12 protein-coding genes are annotated in these 13,400 nt (G+C 70.4%); 5 read left to right on the top strand and 7 right to left on the bottom strand.

The features are described 5' to 3' along the window. Nucleotides 1-103: 103 nt before the first annotated feature. Complete coding sequence (locus tag ACFV8T_RS06205) at nt 104-1,810, bottom strand: glycerol-3-phosphate dehydrogenase/oxidase (protein WP_385325168.1); 1,707 nt, start codon at nt 1,808-1,810, stop codon at nt 104-106. 260 nt (nt 1,811-2,070) lie between these two features. On the opposite strand from ACFV8T_RS06205, the gene ACFV8T_RS06210 reads away from it, so the two are divergent. Both ACFV8T_RS06210 and ACFV8T_RS06215 read left to right on the top strand, forming a co-directional pair. Then, on the top strand, nt 2,071-3,333 hold the full coding sequence (locus tag ACFV8T_RS06210) for a nucleotide sugar dehydrogenase (RefSeq protein ID WP_385325170.1): 1,263 nt from the start codon (nt 2,071-2,073) through the stop codon (nt 3,331-3,333). 105 nt (nt 3,334-3,438) lie between these two features. After that, nucleotides 3,439-4,050 carry a hypothetical protein gene (locus ACFV8T_RS06215; RefSeq protein WP_385325172.1) on the top strand — a complete coding sequence of 204 codons (612 nt, stop codon included), beginning with the start codon at nt 3,439-3,441 and terminating at the stop codon, nt 4,048-4,050. A gap of 78 nt (nt 4,051-4,128) precedes the next feature. Here the strand turns inward: ACFV8T_RS06215 and ACFV8T_RS06220 are convergent, their stop codons facing one another. The 4 genes from ACFV8T_RS06220 to ACFV8T_RS06235 all read right to left on the bottom strand — a co-directional run bounded on the left by ACFV8T_RS06220 (nt 4,129) and on the right by ACFV8T_RS06235 (nt 8,488). Further along, entirely contained in the window at nt 4,129-5,253 is a 1,125-nt protein-coding gene (locus ACFV8T_RS06220) for a GuaB3 family IMP dehydrogenase-related protein (RefSeq protein WP_072486665.1), read from the bottom strand. A gap of 104 nt (nt 5,254-5,357) precedes the next feature. Then, nucleotides 5,358-6,863 (bottom strand): IMP dehydrogenase, encoded by a 1,506-nt coding sequence (gene guaB / locus ACFV8T_RS06225; protein WP_266415361.1) that lies wholly within the window; start codon nt 6,861-6,863, stop codon nt 5,358-5,360. A 140-nt stretch (nt 6,864-7,003) separates the two neighbouring features. Continuing rightward, nucleotides 7,004-7,579, bottom strand: coding sequence for a sigma-70 family RNA polymerase sigma factor (locus ACFV8T_RS06230; RefSeq protein ID WP_072486721.1), 576 nt, complete (start codon nt 7,577-7,579; stop codon nt 7,004-7,006). A 297-nt stretch (nt 7,580-7,876) separates the two neighbouring features. Further along, nucleotides 7,877-8,488: a response regulator transcription factor gene (locus tag ACFV8T_RS06235; RefSeq protein WP_003948568.1), complete on the bottom strand. Its 612-nt coding sequence runs from the start codon at nt 8,486-8,488 to the stop codon at nt 7,877-7,879. A gap of 412 nt (nt 8,489-8,900) precedes the next feature. Here ACFV8T_RS06235 and ACFV8T_RS06240 point away from each other — a divergent pair, with 412 nt between their 5' ends. Continuing rightward, nucleotides 8,901-9,236 (top strand): WhiB family transcriptional regulator, encoded by a 336-nt coding sequence (locus ACFV8T_RS06240; RefSeq protein ID WP_385325174.1) that lies wholly within the window; start codon nt 8,901-8,903, stop codon nt 9,234-9,236. Between the two features lie 83 nt (nt 9,237-9,319). Here the strand turns inward: ACFV8T_RS06240 and ACFV8T_RS06245 are convergent, their stop codons facing one another. Next, a complete protein-coding gene (locus ACFV8T_RS06245) occupies nt 9,320-10,210 on the bottom strand; it encodes a LysR family transcriptional regulator (RefSeq protein ID WP_385325176.1) in 891 nt (296 codons plus the stop codon). Nucleotides 10,211-10,317: 107 nt separating this feature from the next. On the opposite strand from ACFV8T_RS06245, the gene ACFV8T_RS06250 reads away from it, so the two are divergent. Then, nucleotides 10,318-10,992, top strand: coding sequence for an MOSC domain-containing protein (locus ACFV8T_RS06250; RefSeq protein WP_385325551.1), 675 nt, complete (start codon nt 10,318-10,320; stop codon nt 10,990-10,992). A gap of 35 nt (nt 10,993-11,027) precedes the next feature. Further along, complete coding sequence (locus ACFV8T_RS06255; RefSeq protein ID WP_093540714.1) at nt 11,028-11,801, top strand: SDR family oxidoreductase; 774 nt, start codon at nt 11,028-11,030, stop codon at nt 11,799-11,801. Nucleotides 11,802-11,809: 8 nt separating this feature from the next. Here ACFV8T_RS06255 and ACFV8T_RS06260 read toward each other — a convergent pair whose 3' ends face one another. After that, nucleotides 11,810-13,339, bottom strand: a complete 1,530-nt coding sequence (locus ACFV8T_RS06260; protein ID WP_385325178.1) for a right-handed parallel beta-helix repeat-containing protein — start codon at nt 13,337-13,339, stop codon at nt 11,810-11,812. Nucleotides 13,340-13,400: the final 61 nt, after the last annotated feature.

A 13,400-nucleotide genomic window follows, 5' to 3' on the forward strand; every position in this document is an offset into this window, starting at 1 on the left:
AGGCGCCGGGGTGCCCTCGTAGCGGAGCTACCAGGGCATTTCGGCAACGCGGCGAGCGTGCGTGTCAGACCCCGCGAGACAGACGGGACTTCTGAATCACGCCCTAGATCGGCACGATGTCCGGGGCCCCGAGCCGCGCCGCGTCGGCCGTGAGGTCGTCCGGCTGCCGCTGCGACTCCCGCTCCGCCTGCACCCGCTTCTCGTAGTGCTCGACCTCCCGGTCGATCTGCCCCTCGTCCCAGCCCAGCACCGGCGCCATCAGTTCCGCGCAGAGCCGGGCGCTGTTCGTGCCCCGGTCGAAGGTTTCGATGGAGATCCGGGTCCGGCGGGTCAGCACGTCGTCGAGATGGCGGGCCCCCTCGTGCGAGGCCGCGTAGACGATCTCGGCCTTCAGGTAGTCGTCCGCCGCGGGCAGCGGCTCCCCCAGCACCGGATCGCCGAGGATCAGATCGAGGATCTGCTCGGTCATCGAGCCGTACCGGTTGAGCAGGTGCTCCACCCGGGCGACATGGAGGCCCGTGCGGGCCGCGATCCTCGCGCGGGCGTTCCACAGGGCCGGGTATCCCTCCGCCCCCAGCAGCGGGATCTCCTCGGTGACGCAGGCCGCCACCCGCTGGTCCAGGCCGTGCACCGCCTCGTCCACGGCGTCCTTCGCCATCACCCGGTACGTCGTGTACTTGCCGCCCGCCACGACCACGAGGCCCGGCAGCGGATGCGCCACCGTGTGCTCGCGCGAGAGCTTGCTGGTGGCGTCGGACTCGCCGGCCAGCAGTGGCCGCAGCCCGGCGTAGACGCCCTGGACGTCGTCCCGGCTCAGGGGCGTGGCCAGGACCGAGTTGACGTGTTCGAGCAGGTAGTCGATATCGGCGCTGGACGCCGCCGGGTGCGCCTTGTCCAGGTCCCAGTCGGTGTCCGTCGTCCCTATGATCCAGTGCCGTCCCCATGGGATGACGAAGAGGACGGACTTCTCGGTCCGCAGGATCAGGCCGGTCGAGGAGTGGATGCGGTCCTTGGGGACGACCAGGTGAATGCCCTTGGACGCCCGGACGTGGAACTGTCCGCGCTCCCCGATCAGCGCCTGGGTGTCATCCGTCCAGACCCCGGTCGCGTTGACCACCTGCTTGGCTCTGACCTCGTACTCCCCGCCCGCCTCGACGTCCTCCACCCGGGCGCCGACGACCCGCTCGCCCTCCCGGAGGAAGCCGATCACCCGCGCGCGGTTGGCCACATGTGCGCCGTACCCGGCGGCGGTGCGCACCAGGGTCGCCACATAGCGGGCGTCGTCCATCTGCGCGTCGTAGTACTGCAAGGCGCCGACCAGGGCGTCCTTCTTCAGTGCCGGGGCGACCCGCAGGGCACGGCGGCGGGAGAGATGCCGGTGCACGGGCAGGCCTCGGCCGTGGCCCGACGACACCGACATCGCGTCGTAGAGCGCCACGCCGGAACCGGCGTAGAGCCGCTCCCAGCCCTTGTGCTGCAACGGATAGAGGAACGGCACCGGCTTCACCAGATGCGGGGCAAGCCGCTCCAGGAGCAGCCCGCGCTCCTTCAGCGCCTCCCGGACGAGCGCGAAGTCGAGCATCTCCAGATACCGCAGCCCGCCGTGGATCAGCTTGCTCGACCTGCTCGATGTGCCCGACGCCCAGTCGCGGGCCTCGACCAGGCCCGTCGAGAGTCCTCTCGTCGCCGCGTCCAGCGCCGTACCGGCGCCGACCACGCCCGCCCCCACGACCAGCACGTCCAGTTCGCGCTCGGCCATCGCGGCCAGCGCCTCGGCGCGCTCCGCAGGTCCCAGTGTCGCTGTCCTCACCGCTGCCTCCCGGGTAGATCGGGGTGGTCCGGCACGGGACGCGACCCGACCCGGCGGTCGGGGCGGCCCGTGCCCACCTCTCGATTCTGTCCGCCGTCCACGACTTCGGCCACCGCCTGTGGACAACACCAGGACGACAGGAGGCCCGCAATGCGACATATAGGTCATATTTACGCCTAGTGTGACATTGCGCTGTCCACAGCGGTTGCGCTTTCTGCCCTCATGGTCCATAGACCGACCGGGAAGGACGGCCCATCCACATGCCCGCAGACCTCGCCGTCATCGGACTCGGCCACCTCGGCCTGCCTCTCGCCCAGGCCGCCGTGGCCGCAGGCGTGCAGACCATCGGCTACGACACCGACCCACGCGCCTGCACGGAACTCTCCGCGGGCCGCACCCCCGTCGAGGGATCGCTCACCGCCTCGGACGTCCGCCGGATGCTCTCGGGGGGTTTCCGGCCCACCACCAACCCGGCCGAACTGGGCCGGGTCCGTACCGCGGTGATCTGCGCCCCCGCCCCGCTCGGCGCCGACCGCACCCTCGACCTGACCGCCGTCGGCGACGCGGCCCGCGCGCTCGCCGCCCGGCTGCGCCCGCACACCACCGTCCTGCTGGAATCGGCCGTGCCGCCCGGCACCACCGAGAACTACCTGCTGCCGCTGCTCGAAGAGGGCTCGGGGCTGCGCGCCGGCCGCGACTTCCACCTCGCCTGCTCCCCCAGCCGCCTCGACCCCGGCAACCGGAGCCACGTCTACGCCAACACCCCCAAGGTCATCGGCGGCCTCACCCCCGCCTGCACCGAATCCGCCGCCGCCTTCTACGGCCGGCTCACCGACAAGGTCGTCCGGGCCCGCGGGCCGCGCGAGGCCGAGATGACGAAGGTCCTGGAGACCAACTTCCGGCACGTCAACATCGCCCTGGTCAACGAGATGGCGGTGCTCTGCCACGACCTCGGCGTCGACCTGTGGGACGTCATCCGGTGCGCCGAGACCAAGCCCTTCGGCTTTCAGCCGTTCCGTCCGGGCCCCGGCGTCGGCGGCCACGGCGCACCCGTGGACCCGGGCTACCTCCCGTACAACAGCCGCACCCCCGGCCACCCCCTGCGGATGGTCTCGCTCGCGCAGGAGATCAACGGCCGGATGCCGCGGTACGTGATCCAGCGCTGCGCCACCCTGCTGAACGAACACGGCAAGTCCGTCCGCGGCGCCCGGGTGCTGCTGCTCGGGGTCACCTACAAGCCCGACCTCGCCGACCAGGAGGGTTCCCCCGCCCGGGAGATCGCGACCCGGCTGATGGACATGGGCGCCCAGATCGGCTACCACGACCCGCACGTCCTGGACTGGCGGGTGCGCGAACTCCCGGTCCCGCGCGCCGACTCGCTGTACGAGGCGGCGTCGAGCGCCGACCTCACGGTGCTGCTCCAGCACCACCGGACGTACGACCTCCAGGGCCTCGCGGTGAAGGCCCAGCTCCTCCTGGACACCCGGGGCGCGACCCCCGCTGGGGCCGCGCACCGGCTGTGAGAGCCCTTCCCCCGGGATTTCGGTGGGCGATGTCACAGGCTGCTGCTAGCCTGCGGCGTCACTTCTCGCACAGTCGTGCGCTTCCGTCCCAGGGGGGATACCACCATGAGCCAGCCCGTTCCGCCGTCGGACCAGCCGCAGCAGCCGTACGACGCCCAGACCGGCGGCAACCCGTTCGCAGGGCAGCAGCCCGGCGCCGGGACCGGCAACCCCTTCGCGGGCCAGCAGCCCGGTGCCCCGACGGGCAACCCCTTCGCGGGCCAGCAGCCCGGCGCCCCGTTCGGCGGCGCGCCGTTCACCCCGCCGGCCCCGGCACGCAACAACATCGGCCTCGGCCTGGTCGCCGCCGTCGTCGCGGCCGTGGTCGCCGCGGGCATCTACGGGGCCATCATCGGCGCCACCAAGCACGAGATCGGCTACGCGGCCGTGGGCGTCGGCTTCGTCGTCGGCTTCGCGGCGGGCAAGCTCGGCGGCCGCAACCCCGTGCTGCCGGTCGTCAGCGCCGTGCTCGCGCTGGTCGCCGTCTACTTCGGCCAGCTGCTCGGCGAGGCGATGATCGCGGCCAAGGAGCTCCCGGTCACCGTCTCCGAGCTGTTCTTCGACCACTTCAGCCTCTTGAACGAGGCGTGGAAGGCCGACTCCGACTTCATCTCGTACTTCTTCTTCGCCATCGCGGCGGTCGCCGCGTTCTCCGGCGCCAAGAAGGCCGCCGACTAGTCGCGGACCGCACCCCGCGCACACCCAAGGGCCCGGACCGCAGCTGCGGTCCGGGCCCTTGGGTCATGTTCGGAACACTCAGCGGCGGTGCTGCGAGTCCGCCACCGTGACCTCGACGCGCTGGAACTCCTTGAGGTCGCTGTACCCCGTCGTCGCCATCGCCCGGCGCAGCGCACCGAAAATGTTCATCGAGCCGTCGGGGGTGTGCGAAGGACCGGTCAGGACCTCCTCGGTGGTGCCGACCGAGCCCAGGTCCACCAGCTTGCCGCGCGGCACGTCCTCGTGGACGGCCTCCATGCCCCAGTGCCGGCCGCGACCGGGCGCGTCCGTCGCACGGGCCAGCGGGGAGCCCATCATCACGGCGTCCGCGCCGCAGGCGATGGCCTTGGGCAGGTCGCCGGACCAGCCGACGCCGCCGTCCGCGATCACGTGCACGTACCGGCCGCCGGACTCGTCCATGTAGTCGCGACGGGCACCGGCCACGTCGGCGACCGCGGTCGCCATCGGGACCTGGATGCCGAAGACGTTGCGCGTGGTGTGCGCGGCGCCGCCGCCGAAGCCGACGAGGACACCGGCCGCGCCGGTACGCATCAGGTGCAGGGCGGCGGTGTACGTGGCGCAGCCGCCGACGATCACCGGGACGTCCAGCTCGTAGATGAACTGCTTGAGGTTGAGCGGCTCGGCGGCACCCGAGACGTGCTCGGCGGAGACCGTCGTGCCACGGATGACGAAGATGTCCACGCCCGCGTCGACGACGGCCTTGGAGAACTGCGCGGTGCGCTGCGGGGAGAGCGCGGCGGCGGTGACGACACCGGAGTCGCGCACCTCCTTGATGCGCTGTCCGATCAGCTCCTCCTGGATCGGGGCGGAGTAGATCTCCTGGAGGCGGCGGGTCGCCGACTCGACGGGCATCTCGGCGATCTCGTCGAGCAGCGGCTGCGGGTCGGCGTGCCGGGTCCACAGGCCCTCGAGGTTGAGGACACCGAGGCCGCCCAGCTCACCGATCCGGATCGCGGTCTGCGGGGAGACCACGGAGTCCATGGGAGCGGCCAGGAACGGCAGCTCGAAACGGTAGGCGTCGATCTGCCAGGCGATCGAGACCTCCTTCGGGTCGCGGGTACGACGGCTCGGAACGACGGCGATGTCGTCGAATGCGTACGCCCGGCGGCCGCGCTTGCCGCGCCCGATCTCGATCTCAGTCACGTGTGTGGCCTTTCCCTCTGCGTTTCAGCGCCTTCCAGTATCCCCGACATGCGCGCCAGGGGCGGCCCCGGGAGTCCCGGGACCGCCCCTGGCACTGTCGGCGGCTACTTGCTGCGGCTGTAGTTCGGCGCCTCGACCGTCATCTGGATGTCGTGCGGGTGGCTCTCCTTGAGCCCCGCGGACGTGATGCGGACGAAGCGGCCCTTGGTCTCCATCTCGTCGATGGAGGCGGCGCCCACGTAGCCCATCGTCTGGCGAAGGCCGCCGACGAGCTGGTGCAGCACGTTGGCCAGCGGGCCGCGGTAGGGCACCTGGCCCTCGATGCCCTCGGGCACGAGCTTGTCGTCCGAGGCCACGTCGGCCTGGAAGTAGCGGTCCTTGGAGTACGAGCGGCCCTGCCCGCGGGACTGCATCGCCCCGAGGGAGCCCATGCCGCGGTACGACTTGAACTGCTTGCCGTTGATGAAGAGGAGCTCACCGGGAGACTCCTCGCAGCCCGCGAGGAGGCTGCCCAGCATGACCGTGTCGGCACCGGCGGCGAGCGCCTTGCCGATGTCGCCGGAGTACTGCAGACCGCCGTCGCCGATGACCGGGACGCCGGCCGCGCGGGCGGCGAGAGCGGCCTCGTAGATCGCGGTGACCTGCGGGACGCCGATACCGGCGACCACGCGCGTGGTGCAGATGGAGCCGGGACCCACGCCGACCTTGACGCCGTCGACACCGGCGTCGATCAGGGCCTGCGCGCCGTCACGCGTCGCGACGTTGCCGCCGATGACGTCGACGCCGACGCTGGACTTGATCTTCGCCATCCAGTTCAGCGCGTTGCTGTTGTGTCCGTGCGAGGTGTCGACGATGAGGAAGTCCACGCCCGCCTCGGCCAGGCCCTGCGCGCGCTCCAGGGCCTCGGGGCTGGCCCCGACGGCCGCGCCGACGAGGAGGCGGCCCTCGGCGTCCTTGGCCGCGTTCGGGTACTGCTCGGCCTTCACGAAGTCCTTGACCGTGATGAGGCCCTTGAGCACGCCCGCCTCGTCGACCAGCGGAAGCTTCTCGATCTTGTGGCGGCGCAGCAGCTCCATGGCGTCGACGCCGGAGATGCCGACCTTGCCGGTCACGAGCGGCATCGGCGTCATGACCTCGCGCACCTGACGGCTGCGGTCGGACTCGAACGCCATGTCGCGGTTGGTGACGATGCCGAGCAGCTTGCCCGCCTGGTCGGTCACCGGGACGCCGCTGATGCGGAACTTGGCACACAGCGCGTCGGCCTCGGCCAGCGTCGCGTCCGGGTGCACGGTGATCGGGTCGGTCACCATGCCGGACTCGGAGCGCTTCACGAGGTCGACCTGGTTGACCTGGTCCTCGATCGACAGGTTGCGGTGCAGCACACCGACGCCGCCCTGCCGCGCCATGGCGATGGCCATGCGGGACTCGGTGACCTTGTCCATCGCCGCGGAGAGCAGCGGAATGTTCACGCGCACGTTGCGGGAGATGCGGGACGAGGTGTCGACTGCGTTGGGCAGCACCTCGGATGCGCCGGGCAGCAGCAGCACGTCGTCGTATGTCAGCCCGAGCGTCGCGAATTTCTCGGGCACTCCGTCGACGTTTGCAGTCATGACACCTTCCTCAAATGGCCTTGATCGGTGCGGATGTCCATGCTAACGGCCTCCGGGGGTGTCTCATTCCACGAGCAAGATCACCTAGAGGTTCTGTAGCTTCGTACGGAACCTTCCGTACGGACCCGACCGGGGTCCGCTCACTGCTCCGCGAGGGCCCGCAGCCTGCTCAGGGCCCGGTGCTGGGCGACCCGGACAGCGCCCGGCGACATGCCCAGCATCTGTCCGGTCTCCTCTGCGGTCAGTCCGACGGCGACCCGGAGAACGAGCAGCTCGCGCTGGTTGTCCGGGAGGTTGGCGAGGAGCTTCTTCGCCCAGGCCGCATCGCTGCTGAGCAGGGCGCGCTCCTCGGGCCCGAGCGAATCGTCCGGCCGCTCGGGCATCTCGTCGGACGGCACGGCCGTCGATCCCGGGTGCCGCATGGCGGCGCGCTGGAGATCGGCGACCTTGTGGCCCGCGATGGCGAACACGAAGGCTTCGAAGGGTCTGCCGGTGTCCTTGTAGCGCGGCAGCGCCATCAGCACCGCGACACAGACCTCCTGCGCCAGGTCCTCCACGAAGTGGCGGGCGTCACCGGGCAACCGGTTCAGCCGCGACCTGCAGTAGCGCAGCGCGAGAGGATGGACATGGGCCAGCAGGTCATGGGTGGCCTGCGCATCGCCCTCGACGGCACGGTGCACCAGGGCACCGATCCCCGTCGTCTCGTCGTCGCGCATCGGACCATGGTGCCCCGGAGCCGCGCCATCCGTGCCGCCGCGTCCGTAGTTGTGCACCGAAGCGTTATGAGCGGGTGCGCCGGAAGTCATGCCCTGCGCCCTCCCCTTCCGCTCGACCGAATCGTTCCCGAGGAACTCCACATCTCAAGGATGCGGCATCGGCCGGGAAGCGTCACATACCGTCGGCGCGACGGGCTCCGCAGTGGGAGCGGAACCCGTCCCGCGCACGTCGGTCACGTCGCCCCGTCCGCCGGAGCGCGGACGGGGAATCGATCGACTGCCGGCCACGGCCGGACCTCAGCGGACCAGGCCCCAGCGGAAGCCGAGCGCCACGGCGTGCGCCCGGTCCGAGGCGCCGAGCTTCTTGAACAGACGCCTGGCGTGCGTCTTCACCGTGTCCTCCGAGAGGAACAGCTCGCGGCCGATCTCGGCGTTCGAACGGCCGTGGCTCATCCCTTCGAGCACTTGGATCTCACGCGCCGTGAGCGTCGGCGCCGCACCCATCTCGGCCGACCGCAGCCGACGCGGGGCGAGCCGCCACGTCGGATCGGCCAGCGCCTGGGTGACGGTGGCGCGCAGCTCCGCACGGGAGGCGTCCTTGTGCAGATAGCCGCGGGCACCGGCGGCGACCGCGAGCGCGACACCGTCCAGGTCCTCGGCGACGGTCAGCATGATGATCCTGGCCCCGGGGTCGGCGGAGAGCAGCCGCCGGACCGTCTCCACACCCCCCAGACCGGGCATGCGTACGTCCATCAGAATCAGATCCGAACGATCGGCACCCCAGCGGCGGAGGACTTCCTCGCCGTTGGCCGCCGTCGTCACCCGCTCGACGCCGGGCACGGTCGCGACCGCGCGACGGAGCGCTTCTCGGGCAAGCGGGGAGTCGTCGCAGACGAGGACGGATGTCATGACCGTCCTCCGCAGCTGATGCGCGTCACCTTGAGCCTCCAGGCTGTTACAAGTCGTCACCTGTGCGGTTGACACTCTCGGACACCTGCCCGATCGCTTTTTTCGTCAACCGCCTCCGCCCTCTCAACGATGGTCACTCGAAAGAGTTACGGGTCGGACAAGCGGGTTCGGCACTCTACGTGAGGGGGCGTACACGGAGGAGAACGGCGCGGATCATCCATCAGTCAACCGAATCTTCACATGAAGGTATGCCCCATTTAGCGGGTTTTCTTCCCTTTTGCTGGTGTCTGTGGATAGATTCGCAATCAGTCATATTTACATCTACTTACACCGTAGATGTACGGTCGTGGGCACGGTCGATGACGGACGACAACGACGTTTCCGACTCAGCATGGTTTCGAGGGGACAAGCAATGGCAGATTTCTCCCGCCTTCCCGGACCCAACGCCGATCTATGGGACTGGCAACTGCTGGCGGCCTGCCGCGGGGTCGACAGTTCACTGTTCTTCCACCCGGAGGGTGAGCGCGGGGCGGCACGCAGCGCCCGCGAGAACTCGGCGAAAGAGGTCTGCATGCGATGCCCGGTGCGTGCCGAGTGCGCGGCACACGCCCTGGCGGTACGAGAGCCCTACGGGGTGTGGGGCGGACTGACCGAGGACGAGCGCGAGGAGCTCATGGGACGGGCCCGCAGCCGGCTGATCTCGGCGGCGGCACCCTCGGGCGTTGCGTCCCCGTCCGGGCACGGCTGACCCGCCGCACCCGTACCGCAAATACAGAAACGTTTCCGCACTTCACCCGGCCACGACGAGGGGCCGGGTCATCGGCAGGCCGCTCAGCGGGCGGCCGCCAGGGACAGCCGGTCCAAGGTGGCCGCCACCGCCGGGACCTGGGCCAGGTCGGGCAGGGTCAGCGCGACGATCTCCCGCTCGATGGCCGGTTCCACGGTCACGGTGCACGCCCCCTTGGGACGTACCGACTCGATCGCCAGCTCCGGCAGCACGGCCACCCCGAGTCCGGCGCCGACCAGGCCGACCACCGCCGGGTAGTCGTCGGTGGCGAAGTCGATCCGGGGAGTGAAGCCCGACGCCTCGCAGACCTCCACGAGCTGACGGCGGCAGCGCGGGCAGCCCGCGATCCACGACTCCCCGGCCAGATCGGCGATGCCCACCGCGGCGGAGCGCGACAGCCGGTGACCCTCGGGAACCAGGCCGATCAGCCGGTCCGTGAGCAGCGGGCGTACGACCAGGTCGTCCCATTCGGTGCCGGAGGCGCCATAGCGGAACGCCAGCGCGATGTCGCAGTCGCCCTCGCGCAGCATCTCGACCGAGCGCGGCGGTTCCGCCTCCACCAGCGAGACCCGGGTGCCGGGGTGGGCCTCGCGCAGTGCGGCGAGGGCGCCGGGGACCAGGGTGGAGCTGCCGCTGGGGAACGAGACGAGCCGGACCCGGCCGGCCCGCAGCCCGGCGATGGCGGCGACCTCCTCCTCGGCGGCGGTGAGGCCGGCGAGGATGCCGGAGGCGTGCCGGACGAGAGCCTCGCCGGCCTGGGTGAGCCGCATCTCGCGTCCCGTACGGATCAGCAGCGTGGTGCCCGCGGAGGCCTCCAGGGCCTTCATCTGCTGGCTGACCGCGGGCTGGGTGCAACCCAGTTCGCGAGCGGCGGCGGAGAACGAGCCGGTGGCGGCCACGGCGCGCAGGACACGGAGATGACGGGCTTCGATCACCCTTCAACCATAAGCGACTCTTGGATCGAGTGTGAGTTATTGCCGTGCATCTTTGAGGATGGAATGGTTAGCGTCTCCGTATGACGTCCATCGAACCGGCGGAGCCGATGCGGCTGCTGACCGTGAATACGGGACGGCCGAAGGCCGTCGACCACACCGACGCCCCCGCGGGCGTGACCGGCATCGACAAGCGGCCGGCCGACGGGCCCGTACACGTCACCGACCCCGGGCCCAAGGGCACCGGCGGGAGTGGACTGGCCGGGGACGCGGTGTGCGATCTGCGCCATCACGGCGGCTCCGACCAGGCGGTGTACGCCTTCGCCCGCGAGGAACTCGACGCGTGGGAGCGCGAGCTCGGCCGCCCACTGGCCAATGGTTCGTTCGGCGAGAACCTGACGACCCGCGGGCTGGACGTGAGCGGCGCGAGGATCGGCGAGCGCTGGCGCATCGGCCCGGATCTGGTGCTGGAGGTGACGTCGGGCCGGATTCCGTGCCGTACGTTCGCCGGTCATCTCGACGAGCCGCGCTGGGTCAGGCGGTTCACGCAGGCGGCGGCCCCCGGCGCCTATCTGCGGGTGATCGAGCCGGGTGCGATCCGGGCCGGGGACCCGGTCGAGATCGTGCACCGCCCGGACCACGACGTCACCGTGCAGATGGAGTTCCTGGCCGCGACGACACGGCGGGACCTGCTGCCGGGGTTGCTCGCGGCGGGGGACGCGCTGCATCCCGAGGCGCTGCGTGCCGCTCTGAAATACGTCGGGAAGTCGGCGGCGGACGGCTGATCGCGGCGTGCCTGACAGGCACTAACGTGCCGCGTATGACGACTGCACTGATTACGGGCGCGACCGCGGGGATCGGTGCCGCCTTCGCGCGGCGGCTCGCGGCCGATGGGCACAACCTGGTGCTGGTGGCACGTGACACCGAGCGGCTGCGCGAGCAGGCGACCGAGCTGCACGACCGGCACGGCATCGAGGCCGAGGTACTGAGGGCCGATCTGTCCGAGGACGAGGGGATCGCCGCGGTCGAGGACCGGTTGACGGACCGTCGGCATCCGGTCGATCTGCTGGTCAACAATGCCGGGTTCGGCAACAAGGGCCACTATCTGGACGTGCCCATGGCCGATGAGCTGAAGATGCTGAAGGTGCACTGCGAGGCGGTGCTGCGGCTGACCTCGGCGGCCGCGGCCGGAATGCGGGAGCGCGGCCGGGGCGGGGTGGTCAACGTGGCCTCGGTGGCGGCGTTCGTGCCGCGCGGGACGTACGGCGCGTCCAAGGCGTGGGTCGTGCAGTTCACCCAGGGCGCGGCGAAGGACCTGGCCGGTTCGGGGGTGCGGCTGATGGCGCTGTGCCCGGGGTTCGTGCGGACGGAGTTCCACCAGCGGGCGGGGATGGGGACCGGCAACATTCCGGGCTGGATGTGGCTCGACGCGGACAAGCTGGTGGAGGCGGCCCTGGCGGACCTGGCACGGGGCAAGTCGGTCTCGGTCCCGGACCCGCGGTACAAGGCGTTGATGGGGCTCGTGAAGGTGACGCCGCGCGGCCTGCTCGGAGGGGTCACCTCCAAGACAGGCCGCAAGTACGGTCCTCAGTGAGCGGTCGGTTACCGCACCCCGCGGCCCGCGTAGGCGCCGATGTTGGGGGCGCCGGGCTTCAGTGCGTTGCCGAAGTAGTCCTTGCCGCCGTTGTTCTCGATGACGGCTCCGGCGGCGAGGGCGGGCGAACCCGCGCCGAGCCGGAAGTCGGCCCGGAGCTTCGGGTCGGCCGTGATGCCGCCGGGGTTCGGGCGGGTCATGTCGATGCCGTAGAAGGCGTTGTGGTCGAAGGAGAGCCCGGGGGTCGGGTTCTTGAAGGCGTAGCCGCCGGTGCCCTCGCTCACGAAGACGTTGTTGCGGATGGCCAGTTCGTGCTGGGTGGTGGCGGGGCTGCCGGCGTCGTCCTGGACGAGGTAGCCGGGGATCTGCTCCTTGTTGTGGAAGGTGTTGTTGTAGATCTCGGTGCCGAGGATCGGGCCCCAGCAGTTCTGGATGAGGCGGGCACCGTCGTCGCGGCTGACGTTGTAGCGGGCGACCGTGCCGATGGTCTTGGCGCCGCTGTACGGGCAGATCAGCAGGAAGCCGCCCTTGTTGTCGTGGCTGTAGTTGTACTGGAAGACGGTGTTCCGGGAGGCGCCGTCGGCGTCGAAGGACATCCCGTCGTGGGTGTTGCCGCCGCCCGAGACCTCGTTGTACTCGACGGTCGTGTCGTCGGTGTTGAAGGTCCAGATGCCCGCGTTGGCGGAGGGCGAGCGGAGCTGGAAACCGTCGACCCGGTTGTGGTCGACGCGGGCGCCGCTGGTGGTGTCGAGCTTCATGCCGTCGCCGGCCAGGGACTTGAGAGTGTTGTGGTGGATGCGGACTCCGGTGCTGGGCGTCCACTCCCCCGGGTACACGTTCGGGTCCTGCTGCTGACCGACCAGATCGCGCTTGGAGAAGGTCGACTTGAAGTAGATGCCCTCGCGGTCGACGTCCTCGATGCGGTTGTTCCCGATGTCCAGACCGTCGTACCAGCTGGCCTTCGCCTTGCCCTCGACGGCGATGTGGATCGCGCTGGAGCCGGAGACCGTCTTGTAGTCGCCGCCGCGCACATCGTGGATGTAGAGGCCGGAGATGTCGAAGCCGCGGGCGACGCCGTAGTCGGTGAGGCGGAGCCGGACGCCGTTGCGCTCGCTGCCGGGGTTGTCGGCGTTGGTGATCTCCAGCGCCTTGAGGTGCACGTACTGCGTGTTGGAGAGCAGGACGACATCATGGGCACCCGCGCCATCGAGCCTGGCGCGGGCCGGGCCGTTGCCGTAGTCGGCGATGGTGAACGGGGCGCGGGCGGAGCCGGTGCCCGTGGGGGCGAGGGTGCCGGTGCAGGTGGCGCCGCGCTTGAAGAGGAGCCGGTCACCGGGGCCGTAGGTGTGCGCGTTGGCCTCGGCGAGCGAGGTCCAGGGGTGCTGCTTGCTGCCGGAGGCGCCGGCCGGGTCCGCGGCGCAGTCGACGTGGAAGGTACGGCCGGTGGGTGCGGCTTGTGCGGCGGTCTGGCCCACGACGGTCAGGCCGCCGGCGGCCGTCAGGGCCGCGAGCGCCGCAGCAGTGACGCGATGTCTCACAATTCCTCCGTACGAACGGTCAGGGTCGGGACGAACAGTCGGGGTGGGGGCGGGACGAGTC

It is taken from the genome of Streptomyces sp. NPDC059832 (assembly GCF_042731715.1).
Lineage (GTDB): Bacteria > Actinomycetota > Actinomycetes > Streptomycetales > Streptomycetaceae > Streptomyces.

What these genes read in the sequence shown, in the direction of transcription:
- ACFV8T_RS06210 (WP_385325170.1), top strand. Translation starts at nt 2,071, where the DNA reads ATGCCCGCAGACCTCGCCGTCATCGGACTCGGCCACCTCGGCCTGCCT.
- ACFV8T_RS06215 (WP_385325172.1), top strand. Translation starts at nt 3,439, where the DNA reads ATGAGCCAGCCCGTTCCGCCGTCGGACCAGCCGCAGCAGCCGTACGAC.
- guaB (WP_266415361.1), bottom strand. Translation starts at nt 6,863, where the DNA reads ATGACTGCAAACGTCGACGGAGTGCCCGAGAAATTCGCGACGCTCGGG.
- ACFV8T_RS06230 (WP_072486721.1), bottom strand. Translation starts at nt 7,579, where the DNA reads ATGCGCGACGACGAGACGACGGGGATCGGTGCCCTGGTGCACCGTGCC.
- ACFV8T_RS06235 (WP_003948568.1), bottom strand. Translation starts at nt 8,488, where the DNA reads ATGACATCCGTCCTCGTCTGCGACGACTCCCCGCTTGCCCGAGAAGCG.
- ACFV8T_RS06240 (WP_385325174.1), top strand. Translation starts at nt 8,901, where the DNA reads ATGGCAGATTTCTCCCGCCTTCCCGGACCCAACGCCGATCTATGGGAC.
- ACFV8T_RS06250 (WP_385325551.1), top strand. Translation starts at nt 10,318, where the DNA reads ATGCGGCTGCTGACCGTGAATACGGGACGGCCGAAGGCCGTCGACCAC.
- ACFV8T_RS06255 (WP_093540714.1), top strand. Translation starts at nt 11,028, where the DNA reads ATGACGACTGCACTGATTACGGGCGCGACCGCGGGGATCGGTGCCGCC.